The organism is Kitasatospora sp. MBT66, from assembly GCF_000710405.2.
Classification (GTDB): domain Bacteria; phylum Actinomycetota; class Actinomycetes; order Streptomycetales; family Streptomycetaceae; genus Kitasatospora; species Kitasatospora purpeofusca.
Window position 1 is genome coordinate 182,295 of record NZ_JAIY01000008.1, and the last position, 14,164, is coordinate 196,458.

Below are 14,164 nucleotides of genomic sequence, written 5' to 3' on the forward strand. Positions count from 1 at the left end.
CCGCCCCCGACACCCCCGCGGCCGCCGCCCTCCTCCTCACGCCCCCGTGACTCAGGACCCGGCGACCCGGTCGAAGAGCTCCAGCCGCGCCCGGGTGGCATCCGCGAACACCGAACACAGCCCGGCCCCACCCGGACTCCCCTCGGCGAACAGCCCCGCACGATCGGCCCGCACGACCAGCACATCGTGGGCGTCGACGAAGTCGCAGACCCCCCGGTTCTCGATCGCGTCCCACAGCGCGTCAAGGCTCCGCCCCTGCCACCTCGGCAGAGCCCGCGGCTCGACCGCACGGATCGCATCCCGAAAGTCCTCGAGGCACTCGACCCGGTACCCCCGGACATCAATCACCAGCTCACTCACACCCACCGCCGCCCCCTACCCAGCCCCGCGCCGCCGAGTCGTACGCAGCGCCGACGAGGTCGCCCGCCGATCACCCGCACGACAGGAGCGAAGTGCGTCCGCAGTGACGAAGCCCACGCCGACCCACCGGCGGTCGAGCACCCCGGCGACGACCCGACTGCCCCTGGTCCGCATCCGGTCCGGAACCACCGACCAGACGGGAAAACCTCATCCGACGGAGACAGGGGCGCCGATGAGCGTTCGAGGGAACGAAAACAGCCCCTGACATGCGTTTCCGCATGTCAGGGGCTGCTTTTCTATCCTGTGGCTGGTGCAGGGTTCGAACCTGCGTAGCTTGCGCGACAGATTTACAGTCTGCTCCCTTTGGCCGCTCGGGCAACCAGCCAGGATGTTTGTCTTGCGGGGCTTGCCCCGTTCGACTGGGTAAACCTTACCCGATGCCGGGGGGTGGTTCGCCACCTGGTTCCGCGGGGCCGGATGGGCGGGTGCGGTGCGGGCGTCCCGGGCGGGGGTGGGGGTCGGCTGGATAGGCTGGGACGGCGGACGCCCGGTGGGGCGGGCCGTGTCAGTGCAGCCAGAACATCAAGGAGACCAACACCCATGGCCGACTCCAGTTTCGACATCGTCTCGAAGGTCGAGTGGCAGGAGGTCGACAACGCGATCAACCAGACCTCCCGCGAGATCTCCACGCGCTTCGACTTCAAGAACGTCGGCGCCGAGATCAAGCGCTCGGGCGAGACGATCGAGATGAAGGCCAACGGCGAGGAGCGCGTCAAGGCGATCCTGGACGTGCTGCAGAGCAAGTTCATCAAGCGCGGCCTGTCGCTCAAGGCGCTGGACGCGAAGGAGCCGCAGCTGTCCGGCAAGGAGTACAAGATCTTCGCGGACGTGAAGGAGGGCATCTCCCAGGACGATGCCAAGAAGGTCGCGAAGATCATCCGGGACGAGGGCCCGAAGGGCGTCAAGGCCCAGGTCCAGGGCGACGAGCTCCGGGTGACCTCGAAGAGCCGTGACGACCTCCAGACCGTGCAGGCCCTGCTCAAGGGCAAGGACCTGGACTTCGCGCTCCAGTACGTGAACTACCGCTAGTCGCGGGTCGCCGCCCGCGCGGCGACCGGTCGAGGGCGTGGTGACGAGGGCAGCCTCGTCGCCGCGCCCTCGTCGCGTTTCTCCCGGTCGGCGGTGGGGGTCCGGGCAGCGGACGGCCCCGGTCGGGAGCCCTGGGTGGGCTTCCGGCCGGGGCCGTCGTAGAGCAGGCCGTCGTGGAGCGGACCGTCGTCAGCGGGTGGCAGCTGCGGCGGCCGCCGCGTCGCCGAGGGCCTTGGTCCGGTCCTTGAGGGTGGCCAGCTGGTCCGTCAGCGAGGCCGGCGGGGCCGGGGGCGCGAGGCCCGGGGCGGTGACGGTCGGTGGCGGGGTGGGGAGGGTGGGCGGCGTCGGGAGCTGGCCGAGCAGGCCCTGGAGGGTGCTCTCCAGCGAGGCGAGGAGCTGCTGGACGGCACCGAGGTCGACTCCGCCGAGCAGGGCGGGGACCGCCGAGAGCAGGCCGCCGACGAGGTCGAGGACACCGCCGAGGGCCGAGGTCGGGTCGGGGGCGTCGGCCGGGAGCGCGGGGGCGGACGGCAGCCCCGGGGCGGAGGGAACCGCAGGAGCCGCGGGGGCGACGGGAGCGACGGGCGCGGCAGGAGCCGCCGGAGCCGTCGGGATCCCCGGAGCCGTGGGCAGCGCGGGAAGTCCGGGGAGTCCGGGGAGTCCGGGGAGACCCGCCAGCGACATCGGGGCGGCCGGGAGGCCCGGGACGGTGACGGGGGTCACCGAGCCCATGGAGAAGGTGGTGCGGTGGGGGGCGTCGGCTCCGGTGCCGACGGCGGCGGAGGCTGTCGCGACCGGGGTCAGCGCGAGGGCTGCGGTCAGCGCGGCGGCCATCCAGGTGGTGCGCATGGGGGATGCTTTCCTCTCGGTACAGATCGGGCGTCAGGCCCGGTCGGAGACCGGGCATCAGGCCTGATTCACACCGTGGGGCAGCCCCGTTGGCCCAGCCACCGCGTGTACGCCGAACGGTGCACGACACGCGGCGACACGCGACGACACGCGGTGGCCGGGCGGGCGGGCGACCGGACGTCAGGTACCGGAGACCCAGGAGGCCGTGGCCCGGTGGGCCCCGAGTCCGACCGCGTCGAACTCGTCGCGGGCGTCGCCGCCGTCCTCCCCCACCTGGGCGCCGAGCCGCCGCAGGACCCGGGAGATCGGGCTGCCCTCGGGCGGGAAGGCTTCGAACTCGCCGCTGGCGATGGGGCCGAGGTCGAGCCGACCGTCGGCCCAGACGGCGGCGCGCTGGGTTCCGGTGCCGCCGAAGTAGTCGGCCTCGACGCAGGCGATCGGCGCGGCCTTGGACCAGGCGGCGAGCCGGCGTTCGAGGCCGTCCGGGAACCAGTCGAACGGGACCGTGCCGACCGCGCGCGGAGCCGCCGCAGCGGACGGGGCTCCCGGGGCGGACGGCGTTCCCTCACCACCGCGGAAGGCGGCCAGGAATTCGGGGGTCGCCGGTATCAGTGCCAGCCCCTGGGCGAGCGGCCGCGGGCGGGCGGCCGGAACCTCGGCGGCCGCCACCGCGACCAGCTCCGCCGGGCCGATCAGCGCCTGAAGTTCGTATGACATTCAGTCATCCTGAACCATGGCACCGACAGTCCGCCCGGCGTTTACGATTCCGTGCCCGGGCCGCCGTCGTTCCGGGAGCCGACGGCCGGAGTCGGCACTGAGGCAGGGTCCGAGGCAGGGGCCTCGCCGGCCGCCGGGGCGGGGCCGACGCCGTACAGCAGGGTGAACATCGTCACGTCCACCGCGTCCTCGGCGGTGCTGTTCCCCTCGGCGTGCAATTCGTTGATCACCGCCGCGAGTTGGCCGCGCAACCGGACCAGTCGCTCGGGGGTGACCCGGTAGGTGAAGTGCGAGAACAGGCCCGACTGCGCGCCCGAGTCGTCCCGGGAGAAGTCGACCCGACCGGCCATCGCGGCGGCGCGGAAGTCACCGCGGACCCGGTCCATCGCGGCAAGCATCGCGTCGTAGGCGTCGACCCGGGTCGGGGAGTCGGACGAGAAGATCTCCGGGGCGAGCCGGAGCGACTCCTGGGCCGGGCTGTACCGGCTCTCGACGATGCCGGAGACCAGCCGGGTGCCGGCGACCCGGATCAGCCCGGCCTTCTCCAACTGCTTGATGTGGCGGTAGAGCTTGGTCTGCGGCTCGTCGAGCGCGGCCGCGATCTCCTTCGCGGTCAGCGGACCGGTTGCGGCGGAGGTCACCAGGACGTCGAGGATCGCCAGCCGCAGCGGGTCGGCCAGGGCCTTGAGGGTGGCGGCGTCCTCCACCCGGCGCTCCTTGAGCACGGCGGGACCGGTGCCGCCCCCGTTCACGGTGCCGTCCCCGTTCAGGGTGCCCTCGGCGTTGACGGTGTCCTCGGCGTTCTCGGCGTTCTCGACCACGGCCTCACCCTCGCAGATGGCCGATGCTCCGGGCAATCGCACCTTCACCCTTGCGCAAGCGCTCACCATCACGCCATCATTCACGATGCTGTGAATGGTTACGCCGCAGTGATCGGCGGCCGACGGAGGGGCGGGCGAATGGGCACGGGCACCACGACGACGAGCACGAGAACCAACGCGGCAACGAAAGCGGCTCCGGCGGCCCCGCCCGTCCCACTGCGGCGCAACTGGCGCTTCCAGGCCCTGTGGGCCGGTCAGGCCGGCTCCACCCTCGGCCTGCAGATCATCGACACCGCGTACCCGCTGCTGCTCCTGGCGCTCACCGGCTCCTCGACGCTCGCCGCCGCGTTCGGGGCGCTGCAGATCGGCGCGTCCGTGCTCTTCGGCATCCACGGCGGCTCGGTCGCCGACCGCTACGACCGCCGCCGGATCCTGATCGTCGGCGACACAACCCGGCTGATCGCCTGCGCCAGCGTCCCGCTCGCCATGGCACTGGGCCGGCTCACGGTCGCGCACAGCCTGCTGGTCGCCGTGGTGGTCGGCGCGACCATCGCCTACACCGGGCCGGTCCGGCTGCTCGCGGTGCGCTCGGTGGTCCCGCCGGAGCAACTGCGGCAGGCGCTGGCGCAGGACGAGGCGCGGATGAGCGGCGCGGGCCTGATCGGGCCGCCGCTGGCGGGCGCGCTGTTCGGGCTGGGCCGGGCGGCGCCGTTCGTCGGGACGGCCCTCACCTCGCTGCTCTCGCTGGTCGTGGCGCTGCTGGTCCGCTTCCCGGGCCGCCCGCAGTCCCCGTCCGACACCGGCGAAGCCGACGGAACCGGCGGAACGGGCGGGACAGCCGGAACCGGCGGAACAGCCGGCACCCGCTCCGCCAAGGGCGCCGCCCTGGCCGGCTACCGCTACCTGGCAGGCAGCGCCCTGCTCCGCCCGATCCTCGCCGTCGTCCTGCTGATCAACCTCGCCGGCACCGCGATGCTGCTGCCGGTCATGGTCGTCCTGCGCGGCCAGGGCACCTCGGACGCCGGGATCGGCCTGGCGCTGGCCGGCGAGGCGGTCGGAGCGCTGGCCGGCGCCCTCCTGGTGCGCCGGCTGCACCGGCTGGCCGGGCCCGGGGCGCTGCTGCTCGCGGTGTCCTGGCTGACCGTCCCGGTGATCCTCGCCCCGCTGCTGCCCGGCGGGCCGGTCACCGTCTTCGCGGGGCTGTTCCTGGTGGGCCTGGGCGTCCCGACGCTGCGGGTGATGATCGACCTCCTGGTGTTCCAGCAGGTCCCGGACGCCCTCCGGGGCCGGGTGATCGCCGCGACGATGACGATGTTCACGGTCGGGATGCCGGCCGGGATGGTCGGCAGCGGGCTGCTGCTCGACCACCTGTCGCCCGCCGCCGCCCTCGGCACGGTGGCCGCGCTGCTCGCCGCGGGCCTGGTCCCGGCGACGGCCGGGCGGACGCTGCGTCGCGCCACCTGGCCGGACCGGACGGCGGCGTGACCCCGACGCGGGACCACCGGCCCCCACCGCCCTCCTGACCACCGTCCTCCTGACCCCCGCTCACCCGGCCGGCCGCACGCCGCATGCGCCCGCATCGCCAACCGGGTGAACTGGCCGGGTACGGCCCGCCCCGGGGCCACCCCCGGACCAGTGCTGTCGGGCCACCCCAGGAGGACCCATGAGTTCCATGGACATACCGTCGTCCGGCCGGGGCAGTCCCGGCACAGGCGCCCCGGACGGCCCGTCGTCGCAGTCGGCCCGCGAGCGCACCGGTGCGGTGGCCACCAGGATCGCGAACGCGCCCCGGATGTCCTGGCTGACGCTCGCCCTGATGACGACCAGTTCGGTGGCCAGCCTGCGCGCCGCGCCCACCATGGCGGTCTACGGCCTCGCCTGCGTCTTCCTCTACCTGCTCCCGGCCGTCGTCTTCCTGCTGCCGACCGCGCTGGTCTCGGCCGAGCTGGCGTCCGGCTGGGAGGGCGGCGTCTACCGCTGGGTGTCGGAGGGCCTGTCGAAGCCGCTCGGCTTCCTCGCCGTCTGGTGCCAGTTCGCGATGACGATCTTCTACTACCCGTCCCTGCTCGCGTACGTGGCCTCGACCATCGCCTATGTGGTCAATCCCGCGCTGGCGAGCAACGGCCTGTACACCGCGATCGTGATCATGGTGCTCTACTGGGCCGGCGTCTGGGTGTCCTCCCGGGGCACCAAGGCGGTGGCCGGTCTCTCCTCGATGGGCCTGGTCATCGGAACGCTGATCCCCGGCACGCTGCTCGTCGTGCTCGGCATGGTCTTCCTCGGCCAGGGCAACCAGTCCGCCGCACCGATGAACGCCGCGCACCTGTTCCCGCAGTGGACCGGCCTGGCCAGCCTGGTGCTGATCGTCAACAACTTCCTCAGCTACTCCGGCATGGAGATGAACGCGGTGCACGTCTCCTCGCTGCGCGACCCCGCCAAGGAGTTCCCGCGCGCGATGTTCACCGCCTCGGGGATGGTGCTGGCGATCTTCATCCTCCCGGCGCTGGCGATCAGCTGGGTGGTGCCGTCCGCCGAGCTCAGCCTGACGGCCGGCGTGATGCAGGCCTTCGACTCCTTCTTCCAGTACTTCCACATCGGCTGGCTGACCCCGGTGATCGCGGTCGCCCTGGTCACCGCCTCGCTCGGCGGCATGCTCACCTGGCTCGCCGGGCCGTCCAAGGGCCTGCTGCTGATCTCCCGCCAGGAGGGCTACCTGCCGCCGTTCCTGCAGCGGCTCAACAAGGAGGGCGTCCAGCAGAACCTGCTGGTCACCCAGGGTGTGGTCACCACCGTCATCGCCCTCGCCTACGCGCTGATCCCGAACGTCTCCAGCGCCTACTGGATCTTCTCGGTGATCACCACCCAGGTGTACCTGATCGTCTACCTGCTGATGTTCGCCGCGGCGATCCGGCTGCGCCGCACCCAGCCCGACCACCCGCGCGGCTACCACGCGCCGGCGCTGGTGCCGATCGCCGTCACCGGCCTGGTGGCCTCGGCGGCGGCGATGGCGATCGGCTTCGTGCCGTCCTCGCAGTTCGGCAGCGGCTCGGTCTGGTCGTACGTGCTGATCGTCGGAGGCGGCCTGCTGGTGCTGGGCCTGCTGATCCCGTACCTGTTCCTGCGGCTGCGCAAGCCGGAGTGGCGCTCGCCCGACGCGCAGGCCGAGCTCGCCGCCCAGGAGGCCGCCGAACTCGGCGGAGCCGGGGCGGACGGCCCCCGCAAGGACGGAGGTGCGGCATGACCAGCCTGATGGCCTCCCGGCACCGCTGGATCTACCTCGGCGCGATCGTCCTGCTGGTCGGCATGCTGATCACCGGCCTGCTCACCTACACCCAGCTGCACCAGACCAACGAGGCCAACCGCAAGGCCCAGCAGCTGAGTTCGGCACTGAGCGCGGCCGGCTACCCGGTGCCGACGCAGAACCAGATCGTGCACACCCTGGGCGAGGACGGCGGCGCCGTCTGCGAGGACCCGGCCAACGCGCTGAAGCAGGCGCAGTGGACGTACGGCATGTCCAACGGCGCGTCCGGCCCGGGCCAGCGCCCGGTGCTGTCCGACCGCGAGGTGGTCTTCGCCGAGTCGATCGTGCTCTCGGTGTACTGCCCGGACAAGCTCGCCGCGATCAAGGACAAGATCGACGACCTCAAGCTCCACGACACCGTGCGCAACTGACGCCCGGCCACAGCTCCCGGAGGAGCCTCCATGACCGACGAACTCGCCCGCCGGATCGCCGACCTGATGCCGCGGGCCAAGGCCGACCTCGCCGAGCTGGTCGCCCTCCCCTCCGTCGCCGACCCGCGCCAGTACCCGCCCGAGAACTGCCGCCGGGCCGCGGAGTGGGTCGCCGCGGCCTTCACCGAGGCCGGACTGCGCGACGTCCACCTGGAGGAGACCCCGGACGGCAGCCACGCCGTGGTCGGCCACCGCCCGCCGCCGCCCGGCGCGCCGACCGTCCTGCTCTACGCCCACTACGACGTCCAGCCCCCGCTCGACGACGCCGCCTGGACCTCCCCGCCGTTCGAGCTCACCGAGCGCGACGGCCGCTGGTACGGGCGCGGCACCGCCGACTGCAAGGGCAACATCGTCATGCACCTCACCGCGCTGCGGGCCCTCGGCGACGACCTGCCGGTCGGCCTGAAGCTGGTCGTGGAGGGCTCGGAGGAGCAGGGCACCGGCGGCCTGGAGGCCTACGTGCCGCCGCACGCCGGTGAGTTGCACGCCGACGCGCTGCTGGTCTGCGACACCGGGAACGCCGCCGTCGGCGTCCCCACCGCCACCACCTCGCTGCGCGGGCTGGCGAACGTGGTGGTCACCGTCTCCGCGCTCGGCGGCGACATGCACTCCGGCATGTTCGGCGGCCCGGCCCCGGACGCGCTGGCCGCGCTGATCCGGGTGCTCGACTCGCTGCGCGACGCCGACGGCGGCACCCGGATCGACGGGCTGGACTGCGCCGGCACCTGGGTCGGGGTCGGCTACGACGAGCAGCAGTTCCGCACCGACGCCGGCGTGCTGGACGGGGTCCGGCTGACCGGCTCCGGCACCGTCGCCGACCGGCTGTGGGCCCGGCCCGCCGTCACCGTGCTCGGCATCGACTGCCCGCCGGTGGTGGGGTCCGCCGCCGCGATCCCGGCCACCGCCCGGGCCCGGGTCAGCCTGCGCGTCCCGCCCGGGACCGACCCGGGCGCGGCCCGCGACGCGCTCACCGCGCACCTGGAGGCCGCCGCGCCGTGGGGCGTGCGGATCGAGGTGACCCCGGAGAGCACCGGTTCGCCGTTCCGCGCCGCCACCGGCGGGCCGGCGTACACGGCGCTAGACAAGGCGATGCAGGAGGTCTACGGGCGGCCGATGTCCTTCCTGGGCCAGGGCGGCTCGATCCCGCTGTGCAATGTGTTCGCCCAGGCCTTCCCGGAGGCGGAGATCATCCTGATGGGCGTCGAGGAGCCGCGCTGCCTCATCCACGCGCCCAACGAGAGCGTCGACCCCTCCGAGATCGAGCACATGGCCAACGTCGAGGCGCTCTTCCTCCGGCACTACGCCGACTCGCACCGGCCGTGACCGAACGTCACCCGTACCCGAACCCGGACCCGTACTCGTGACGAACACGCACCACCCGTGCTGGAGTTGACGCGCACCCGGCCCGCCCGTCGACCGCCCCGCACAGTCAGGAGACCCGCATGCCCCCGCCTGGAGAGTCCCGCATGCCCCGCCCCTTCACCGCCGAGGACTACCGCACCCGCCTCGACCGGGCCACCGCCGCCGCCACCGCCGCCGGACTCGCCGGACTGGTCGTCGGCCCCGGCCCCGACCTCGTCCACCTGACCGGCTACCGGCCGACCGCGATCACCGAACGGCTCACCGCCCTCGTCCTCACCGCCGGACGCGAGCCCGTACTGATCGTCCCCGCCCTGGAGCGCCCCGACGCCGAGCGGGCCGAGGGCGCCCCCGCCGTCCGGCTGCTCGACTGGACCGACGGTCAGGACCCGTACGCCGCCGCCGTCCCGCTGCTCGACCCGGCCGGGCGCTACGGCGTCTCCGACAACACCTGGGCGATGCACCTGCTCGGCCTCCAGTCCGCCCTGCCCGGCACCGGCTGGACCTCGCTCACCGAGACCCTGCCGATGCTGCGCGCGGTCAAGGGCCCCGACGAGCTGGAGCGCCTCGCCGCGGCCGGCGGCGCCGCCGACGCCGCCTACCGGGGCATCCTGGAGGTGGAGTTCGCCGGCCGTCGGGAGACCGACGTGGCCGCCGACCTCAGCGCGCTGCTGATCCAGTACGGGCACAGCCAGGTCGACTTCACCGTGGTCGGCTCCGGCCCCAACGGCGCCAACCCGCACCACGAGGCCGGCGAGCGGGTCATCGGGGCCGGCGACACCGTCGTCCTGGACTTCGGCGGCCTCAAGGACGGCTACGGCTCCGACACCACCCGCACCGTGCACGTCGGCACCGACGTCCCGGACGAGGTGCGGAAGGTCCACGACGTCGTCCGGCAGGCGCAGCAGACCGCGTTCGAGGCCGTCCGGCCCGGGATCGCCTGCCAGGAGATCGACCGGATCGCCCGCCGGGTCATCACCGAGGCCGGGTACGGCGACTACTTCATCCACCGCACCGGCCACGGCATCGGCATCACCACGCACGAGCCGCCGTACCTGGTCGAGGGCGAGCAGCAGCCGCTCGTCCCCGGCATGTGCTTCTCGATCGAGCCCGGTGTCTACCTGCCGGGCCGGTTCGGGGTGCGGATCGAGGACATCGTCACGGTCACCGAGCAGGGCGGCCGACGGTTCAACAACACCCCGCACGAGCTTGGCATCGTGTCCTGAGGCCGAGCCGGGACCACCCGGTCGCCCCCTGCCGCACTGCACCAACCGGGGCAATTCTGAACCCTTCCTGAACGGACCGGACGTTCGCACCGAGAGTTCTCCAAGAATGCCTTGCTAGCTTCGATCGGCATGACCAGAATGCTCCGCCCGGCGCCGCCCACCCCGTCCGCGAGCGCCGGGCGGCTGCGTCCGGCCACCGGCTCCCGGAGCGGCCCGCGCACCGGCGCCGCCGCCCGCCTCCGGCTGCTGGCGTGGCCGCTCTACCTCGCCGCCCTGCTGTGGTACCTGCGCGCCTACGGCCTGCCGTACACCAATGACCTGGTCTTCCTGTGGCTGATCGGCGCGCTGCTGGCCGCCGGTGTGCACAGCGGGCACGGTCCGCGCGGGTTCCTGCTGGTGCTGCGCGACTGGGTCCCGGTGATGGCCGTCGTCTGGACGTACTCGCTGCTGCGGGGCTACGGCGCGCGCACCCCCTGGGGCCCGTACCTGTGGCCGCAGCAGCGTGCCGACGAACTCCTCGGCTTCGGCGAGACCCTGACGGTCCGGCTCCAGCACGGGCTGTACACGCCGGGCTCGCCGCACTGGTACGACTACGCCGCGGTCACCGTCTACATGTCGCACTTCTTCATGGTCTTCGTGGTGCTCGCGGTGCTCTGGCGCCGCCGCCACGACCGGTTCCGGCACCTGCTCACCTGCTACCTGGTGCTGACCTTCGCCGGTTTCGCGACGTACATCCTCTACCCGGCGGTGCCGCCGTGGCTGGCCTCCCAGGAGGGGCACCTGCCGGCCCTGACCCGGGTGGTCTCGGACGTGCTCGGCCAGAGCGGACTGCCCCGGGCCGCCTCGGTGTTCGAGAACGGCAGCCAGTTCGCCAACGACGTCGCGGCGATGCCCTCGCTGCACTCGGCGTACCCGGCGATGCTGCTGTTCTTCTTCTGGCCGACCGCCGCCCGCTGGCTGCGGGTGCTGCTGGTCGCCTACCCGCTCGCGATGACCTTCACCCTGGTGTACGGGGCGGAGCACTTCCTGGTGGACGTCTTCGTCGGCTGGGCGTACGCGGCGGTGGCGGTGTACGGCGTGCGGTGGCTGCGGGAACGGCGGCGGACCAGGTCGCTGGCGGCGAGCCGGCCGGCTCCGGCCCCGGCCGCTACGGGGGCGGGCGTCCGGGAGGTCGTCCGCACCGGCAGACTGGACCCGTGACCGAGAAGCCGACCAGGGCCCCCGCGCCGGGCGCGGTGCCCAAGCCGACCGCCGAACAGCTGCTCGCCGCCCGGGACAGCACGATCGAGGACATCACCGCCCCCGGTCTGCGCGTCCTGTTCTGCGGCATCAACCCCGGGCTGTGGTCCGGCGCCACCGGCCACCACTTCGCCCGGCCCGGCAACCGCTTCTGGCCCGCGCTGCACCGGTCCGGCTTCACACCCCGGCAGTTCCGCCCGGACGAGCAGCGGCAGCTGCTCGACCTCGGCCTCGGCATCACCAACGTCGCCCCGCGCGCCACCGCCAAGGCCGACGAGCTGACGGCCGAGGAGCTGCGCGCGGGCGGCGCGGCGCTCGCCGAGCGGGTGCTGCGGCTGCGGCCGCGCGTCCTCGCGGTCCTCGGCATCGGCGCCTACCGCACCGCCTTCGGCCGGCGGACGGCGTCGATCGGACGGCAGGAGCAGGGCATCGGCGACACCGCCGTCTGGGTGCTCCCGAACCCCAGCGGCCTCAACGCCCACTACACCCTGGACGCGCTGGCGGCGGAGTTCGCCGGGCTCCGCGCGACGCTGGACCACGCGGAGCCGGACCGTACGGACGCGGACACGGCCGACCCTGCGGCCGGCCGCGCCTGAGCCTCAGGCCGCCGCCAGCCCCTCCGGCAGCTCCCGGCCGCGCAGCTCCCGCAACTCCCGGATCAACGCCCGCACCGCCGCCGTGCCCGCGAGCTCCGGCGTCGTCACATACCCGACGTAGCGGCTCGGCGGGTTCGGGCCGAGGTCGGTGACGGCCAGCCCGGGCGGGGCGCCGAGCAGGGCGGTCCGGGGCATGATCGCCATCCCGAGGCCCTGGGAGACCAGCGAGACGGCCACCGTGTCGTCCTCGACGTCGATGGTCGAGGGCGGGATCCAGTCCTGCCGGCCCCACCAGTCCCGGGTGTAGGAGCCGCAGTTCTCGTCCCAGTCGACCAGCGGGAGCCCGCGCGGCGCCGGGTGTCCGGCCGGGTGCGCGAGCGCGTAGGTCTCCTCGAACAGCCGGGCCGCGACCAGGCCGGGGACGGGCGGCGGCGCGGCGGGGTCGAGGGTCGCGAGGCCGAGGTCGGCCCGGCCGTCCGCGACCTCCCCGACGGTGCCCCGGCCGATCTCGCGGACGATCCGCACCCGCGGCGTCAGCCCCGGGTGATGTGCGGTCAGCCGGGCCAGGACCGGCGGCAGCAGATGGGCGGCGACACTGCGGAACGCGGCGATCCGCAGCGTCCCGGTGACCTCCCCGGCCGGGTCGCCCGCACCGGTCGCCCGCACCTCCGGGCCCATCACCGCCAGCAGCCGCAGGATCCGCCGGGCGTACGCGACCGCCCGTTCCCCGGCCTCGGTGGGGCGCGCGCCGTGGCGCCCGCGCTCGAACAGCACCGCGCCGAGCTTCCGTTCGCAGGCGCGCACGGCGTGCGAGACGGCGGACTGGCTGCTGTCCAGGCGCGCGGCGGCGGCCGTGAAGCCCTGCTCCTCGGCCACGGCGACCAGGACGCGCAGTTCGTGCGGGGCGAGATCGGTCATGCGGGTGACGCTACCGGATCCATCGATTCCGTTCATGGAACCGGCTCATCCATCGACGGCGGCCCCTGCCCGGCCGCCCGTCGGCTCCCTACGGTGATCTTCACCGCCCCGATGCTCTTCACCGCCCCGTTCACCCCCTGGAGCCCCCGTGTCCCGCCCCACCGCCCGTGTCGTCCACCTCGTCTCCCGCCCGACCGGCGAGCCCACCGCCGACAACTTCGCCTTCGTCGACGAGACCGTCCCGCCGCTCGCCACCGGCGAGGCCCTGGTCGAGAACATCCACCAGTCCGTCGACCCGTACATGCGCGAGGAGATGGACGAGACCGGCGGCTGGCAGCTGCACGCCCCGCTGGAGGGTCGCACCCTGGGCCGGGTCGTCGAGTCCCGGACGCCCGCGCTGCCCGTCGGCACCCTGGTCCACCACCGCCGGGCCTGGCGCACCCTCTCCGTGGTCACCCCGGACGGGACCACCGTCCTGCCGGACTTCGCGGGCGTCCCGCTCAGCGCCCACCTCGGCATCCTCGGCGGCACCGGGCTGTCCGCCTGGGTCGGCCTGACCCGGATCGCCCGGCTGCGGCCCGAGGAGACGCTCTTCGTCTCGGCGGCCGCGGGCGGCGTCGGCACCGCCGCCGGCCGGATCGCCCGGCTGCTCGGCGCCGGCCGGATCGTCGGCAGCGCCGGCTCCGCCGCCAAGGTCCGCCACCTCACCGAGCACCTCGGCTTCGACGCCGCCTTCGACTACCACGAGGCGCCGATCGCCGACCGGCTGCGCGAAGCCGCCCCGGACGGCCTGCACGTCTACTTCGACAACGTCGGCGGCGACCACCTGGAGGCCGCCATCGACACCCTGCGCGACGGCGGCCGGATCGCCTGGTGCGGGGCGGTCGCCCAGTACAACAGCCTCCAGGCGCCGCCGCCCGCGCCGCGCAACCTCTTCGACGTGGTCGGCAAGAGCCTGCGGCTGGAGGGCTTCCTGGTCCGGAACCACCTCGACGCCCGCCCCGAGCTGTACGACTTCCTCGTCCCGCACCTGCGCTCCGGCGCCGTCCGCTCGGACGAGACGGTCGTCCGGGGCTTCGAGCACGTCGTCGACGCCTTCCTCGGCATGCTCAAGGGCGCCAACACCGGCAAGATGATCGTCCAGCTCGCCGACGAGCCGCGCTAGGACGCGTCCCGGCCGGGCAACGAGAGCTCCAGCGCCGCCAGCCGTGCCGGGTCCGCGACCACCTCGAACCCGGCCACCCGGCCGTCCGCGACC

At 73.6% G+C, this 14,164-nt stretch carries 14 protein-coding genes and 1 tRNA gene; 9 read left to right on the forward strand and 6 right to left on the reverse strand.

Going from position 1 to position 14,164, the window contains the following annotated elements; genetic code table 11:
• Nucleotides 1-51: 51 nt before the first annotated feature.
• Together BI06_RS46600 and BI06_RS22070 are read right to left on the reverse strand one after the other, a co-directional pair.
• Nucleotides 52-360: a hypothetical protein gene (locus BI06_RS46600; RefSeq protein WP_233290256.1), complete on the reverse strand. Its 309-nt coding sequence runs from the start codon at nucleotides 358-360 to the stop codon at nucleotides 52-54.
• A 304-nt stretch (nucleotides 361-664) separates the two neighbouring features.
• A tRNA-Tyr gene (locus tag BI06_RS22070) sits at nucleotides 665-745 on the reverse strand.
• Between the two features lie 215 nt (nucleotides 746-960).
• Between BI06_RS22070 and BI06_RS22075 the strand changes: the two genes are divergently transcribed.
• The gene (locus BI06_RS22075; protein ID WP_030393881.1) at nucleotides 961-1,449 is read left to right on the forward strand and encodes a YajQ family cyclic di-GMP-binding protein; all 489 of its coding nucleotides are present in this window, start codon (nucleotides 961-963) and stop codon (nucleotides 1,447-1,449) included.
• 189 nt (nucleotides 1,450-1,638) lie between these two features.
• On the opposite strand, the gene BI06_RS53705 is transcribed toward BI06_RS22075, so the two are convergent.
• The 3 genes from BI06_RS53705 to BI06_RS22090 all read right to left on the reverse strand — a co-directional run bounded on the left by BI06_RS53705 (nucleotide 1,639) and on the right by BI06_RS22090 (nucleotide 3,836).
• A complete protein-coding gene (locus tag BI06_RS53705; RefSeq protein ID WP_043470785.1) occupies nucleotides 1,639-2,298 on the reverse strand; it encodes a hypothetical protein in 660 nt (219 codons plus the stop codon).
• A 180-nt stretch (nucleotides 2,299-2,478) separates the two neighbouring features.
• The gene (locus BI06_RS22085; protein WP_043470787.1) at nucleotides 2,479-3,015 is read right to left on the reverse strand and encodes a hypothetical protein; all 537 of its coding nucleotides are present in this window, start codon (nucleotides 3,013-3,015) and stop codon (nucleotides 2,479-2,481) included.
• A 41-nt stretch (nucleotides 3,016-3,056) separates the two neighbouring features.
• Nucleotides 3,057-3,836: a transcriptional regulator gene (locus tag BI06_RS22090; RefSeq protein WP_051741580.1), complete on the reverse strand. Its 780-nt coding sequence runs from the start codon at nucleotides 3,834-3,836 to the stop codon at nucleotides 3,057-3,059.
• A gap of 138 nt (nucleotides 3,837-3,974) precedes the next feature.
• Between BI06_RS22090 and BI06_RS22095 the strand changes: the two genes are divergently transcribed.
• The 7 genes from BI06_RS22095 to mug all read left to right on the forward strand — a co-directional run bounded on the left by BI06_RS22095 (nucleotide 3,975) and on the right by mug (nucleotide 11,988).
• Nucleotides 3,975-5,321: an MFS transporter gene (locus BI06_RS22095; RefSeq protein ID WP_082558616.1), complete on the forward strand. Its 1,347-nt coding sequence runs from the start codon at nucleotides 3,975-3,977 to the stop codon at nucleotides 5,319-5,321.
• A gap of 178 nt (nucleotides 5,322-5,499) precedes the next feature.
• The gene (locus tag BI06_RS22100) at nucleotides 5,500-7,077 is read left to right on the forward strand and encodes an amino acid permease (RefSeq protein ID WP_051741581.1); all 1,578 of its coding nucleotides are present in this window, start codon (nucleotides 5,500-5,502) and stop codon (nucleotides 7,075-7,077) included.
• The gene (locus BI06_RS22105) at nucleotides 7,074-7,508 is read left to right on the forward strand and encodes a hypothetical protein (protein WP_030393875.1); all 435 of its coding nucleotides are present in this window, start codon (nucleotides 7,074-7,076) and stop codon (nucleotides 7,506-7,508) included. The genes BI06_RS22100 and BI06_RS22105 overlap by 4 nt, the downstream gene beginning before the upstream one ends.
• 30 nt (nucleotides 7,509-7,538) lie before the next feature.
• Complete coding sequence (locus tag BI06_RS22110; protein ID WP_030393874.1) at nucleotides 7,539-8,891, forward strand: dipeptidase; 1,353 nt, start codon at nucleotides 7,539-7,541, stop codon at nucleotides 8,889-8,891.
• Between the two features lie 143 nt (nucleotides 8,892-9,034).
• Complete coding sequence (locus tag BI06_RS22115; RefSeq protein WP_369826173.1) at nucleotides 9,035-10,153, forward strand: M24 family metallopeptidase; 1,119 nt, start codon at nucleotides 9,035-9,037, stop codon at nucleotides 10,151-10,153.
• Nucleotides 10,154-10,282: 129 nt separating this feature from the next.
• On the forward strand, nucleotides 10,283-11,353 hold the full coding sequence (locus BI06_RS22120) for a phosphatase PAP2 family protein (protein ID WP_078879970.1): 1,071 nt from the start codon (nucleotides 10,283-10,285) through the stop codon (nucleotides 11,351-11,353).
• Nucleotides 11,350-11,988 carry a G/U mismatch-specific DNA glycosylase gene (mug, locus tag BI06_RS22125; RefSeq protein ID WP_078879969.1) on the forward strand — a complete coding sequence of 213 codons (639 nt, stop codon included), beginning with the start codon at nucleotides 11,350-11,352 and terminating at the stop codon, nucleotides 11,986-11,988. Before BI06_RS22120 ends, mug begins: the two co-directional genes overlap by 4 nt.
• A 3-nt stretch (nucleotides 11,989-11,991) precedes the next feature.
• Here mug and BI06_RS22130 read toward each other — a convergent pair whose 3' ends face one another.
• Nucleotides 11,992-12,906: a LysR family transcriptional regulator gene (locus BI06_RS22130; RefSeq protein ID WP_043470790.1), complete on the reverse strand. Its 915-nt coding sequence runs from the start codon at nucleotides 12,904-12,906 to the stop codon at nucleotides 11,992-11,994.
• A gap of 148 nt (nucleotides 12,907-13,054) precedes the next feature.
• Here BI06_RS22130 and BI06_RS22135 point away from each other — a divergent pair, with 148 nt between their 5' ends.
• Nucleotides 13,055-14,071, forward strand: a complete 1,017-nt coding sequence (locus tag BI06_RS22135; protein ID WP_043470793.1) for an NADP-dependent oxidoreductase — start codon at nucleotides 13,055-13,057, stop codon at nucleotides 14,069-14,071.
• Nucleotides 14,072-14,164: the final 93 nt, after the last annotated feature.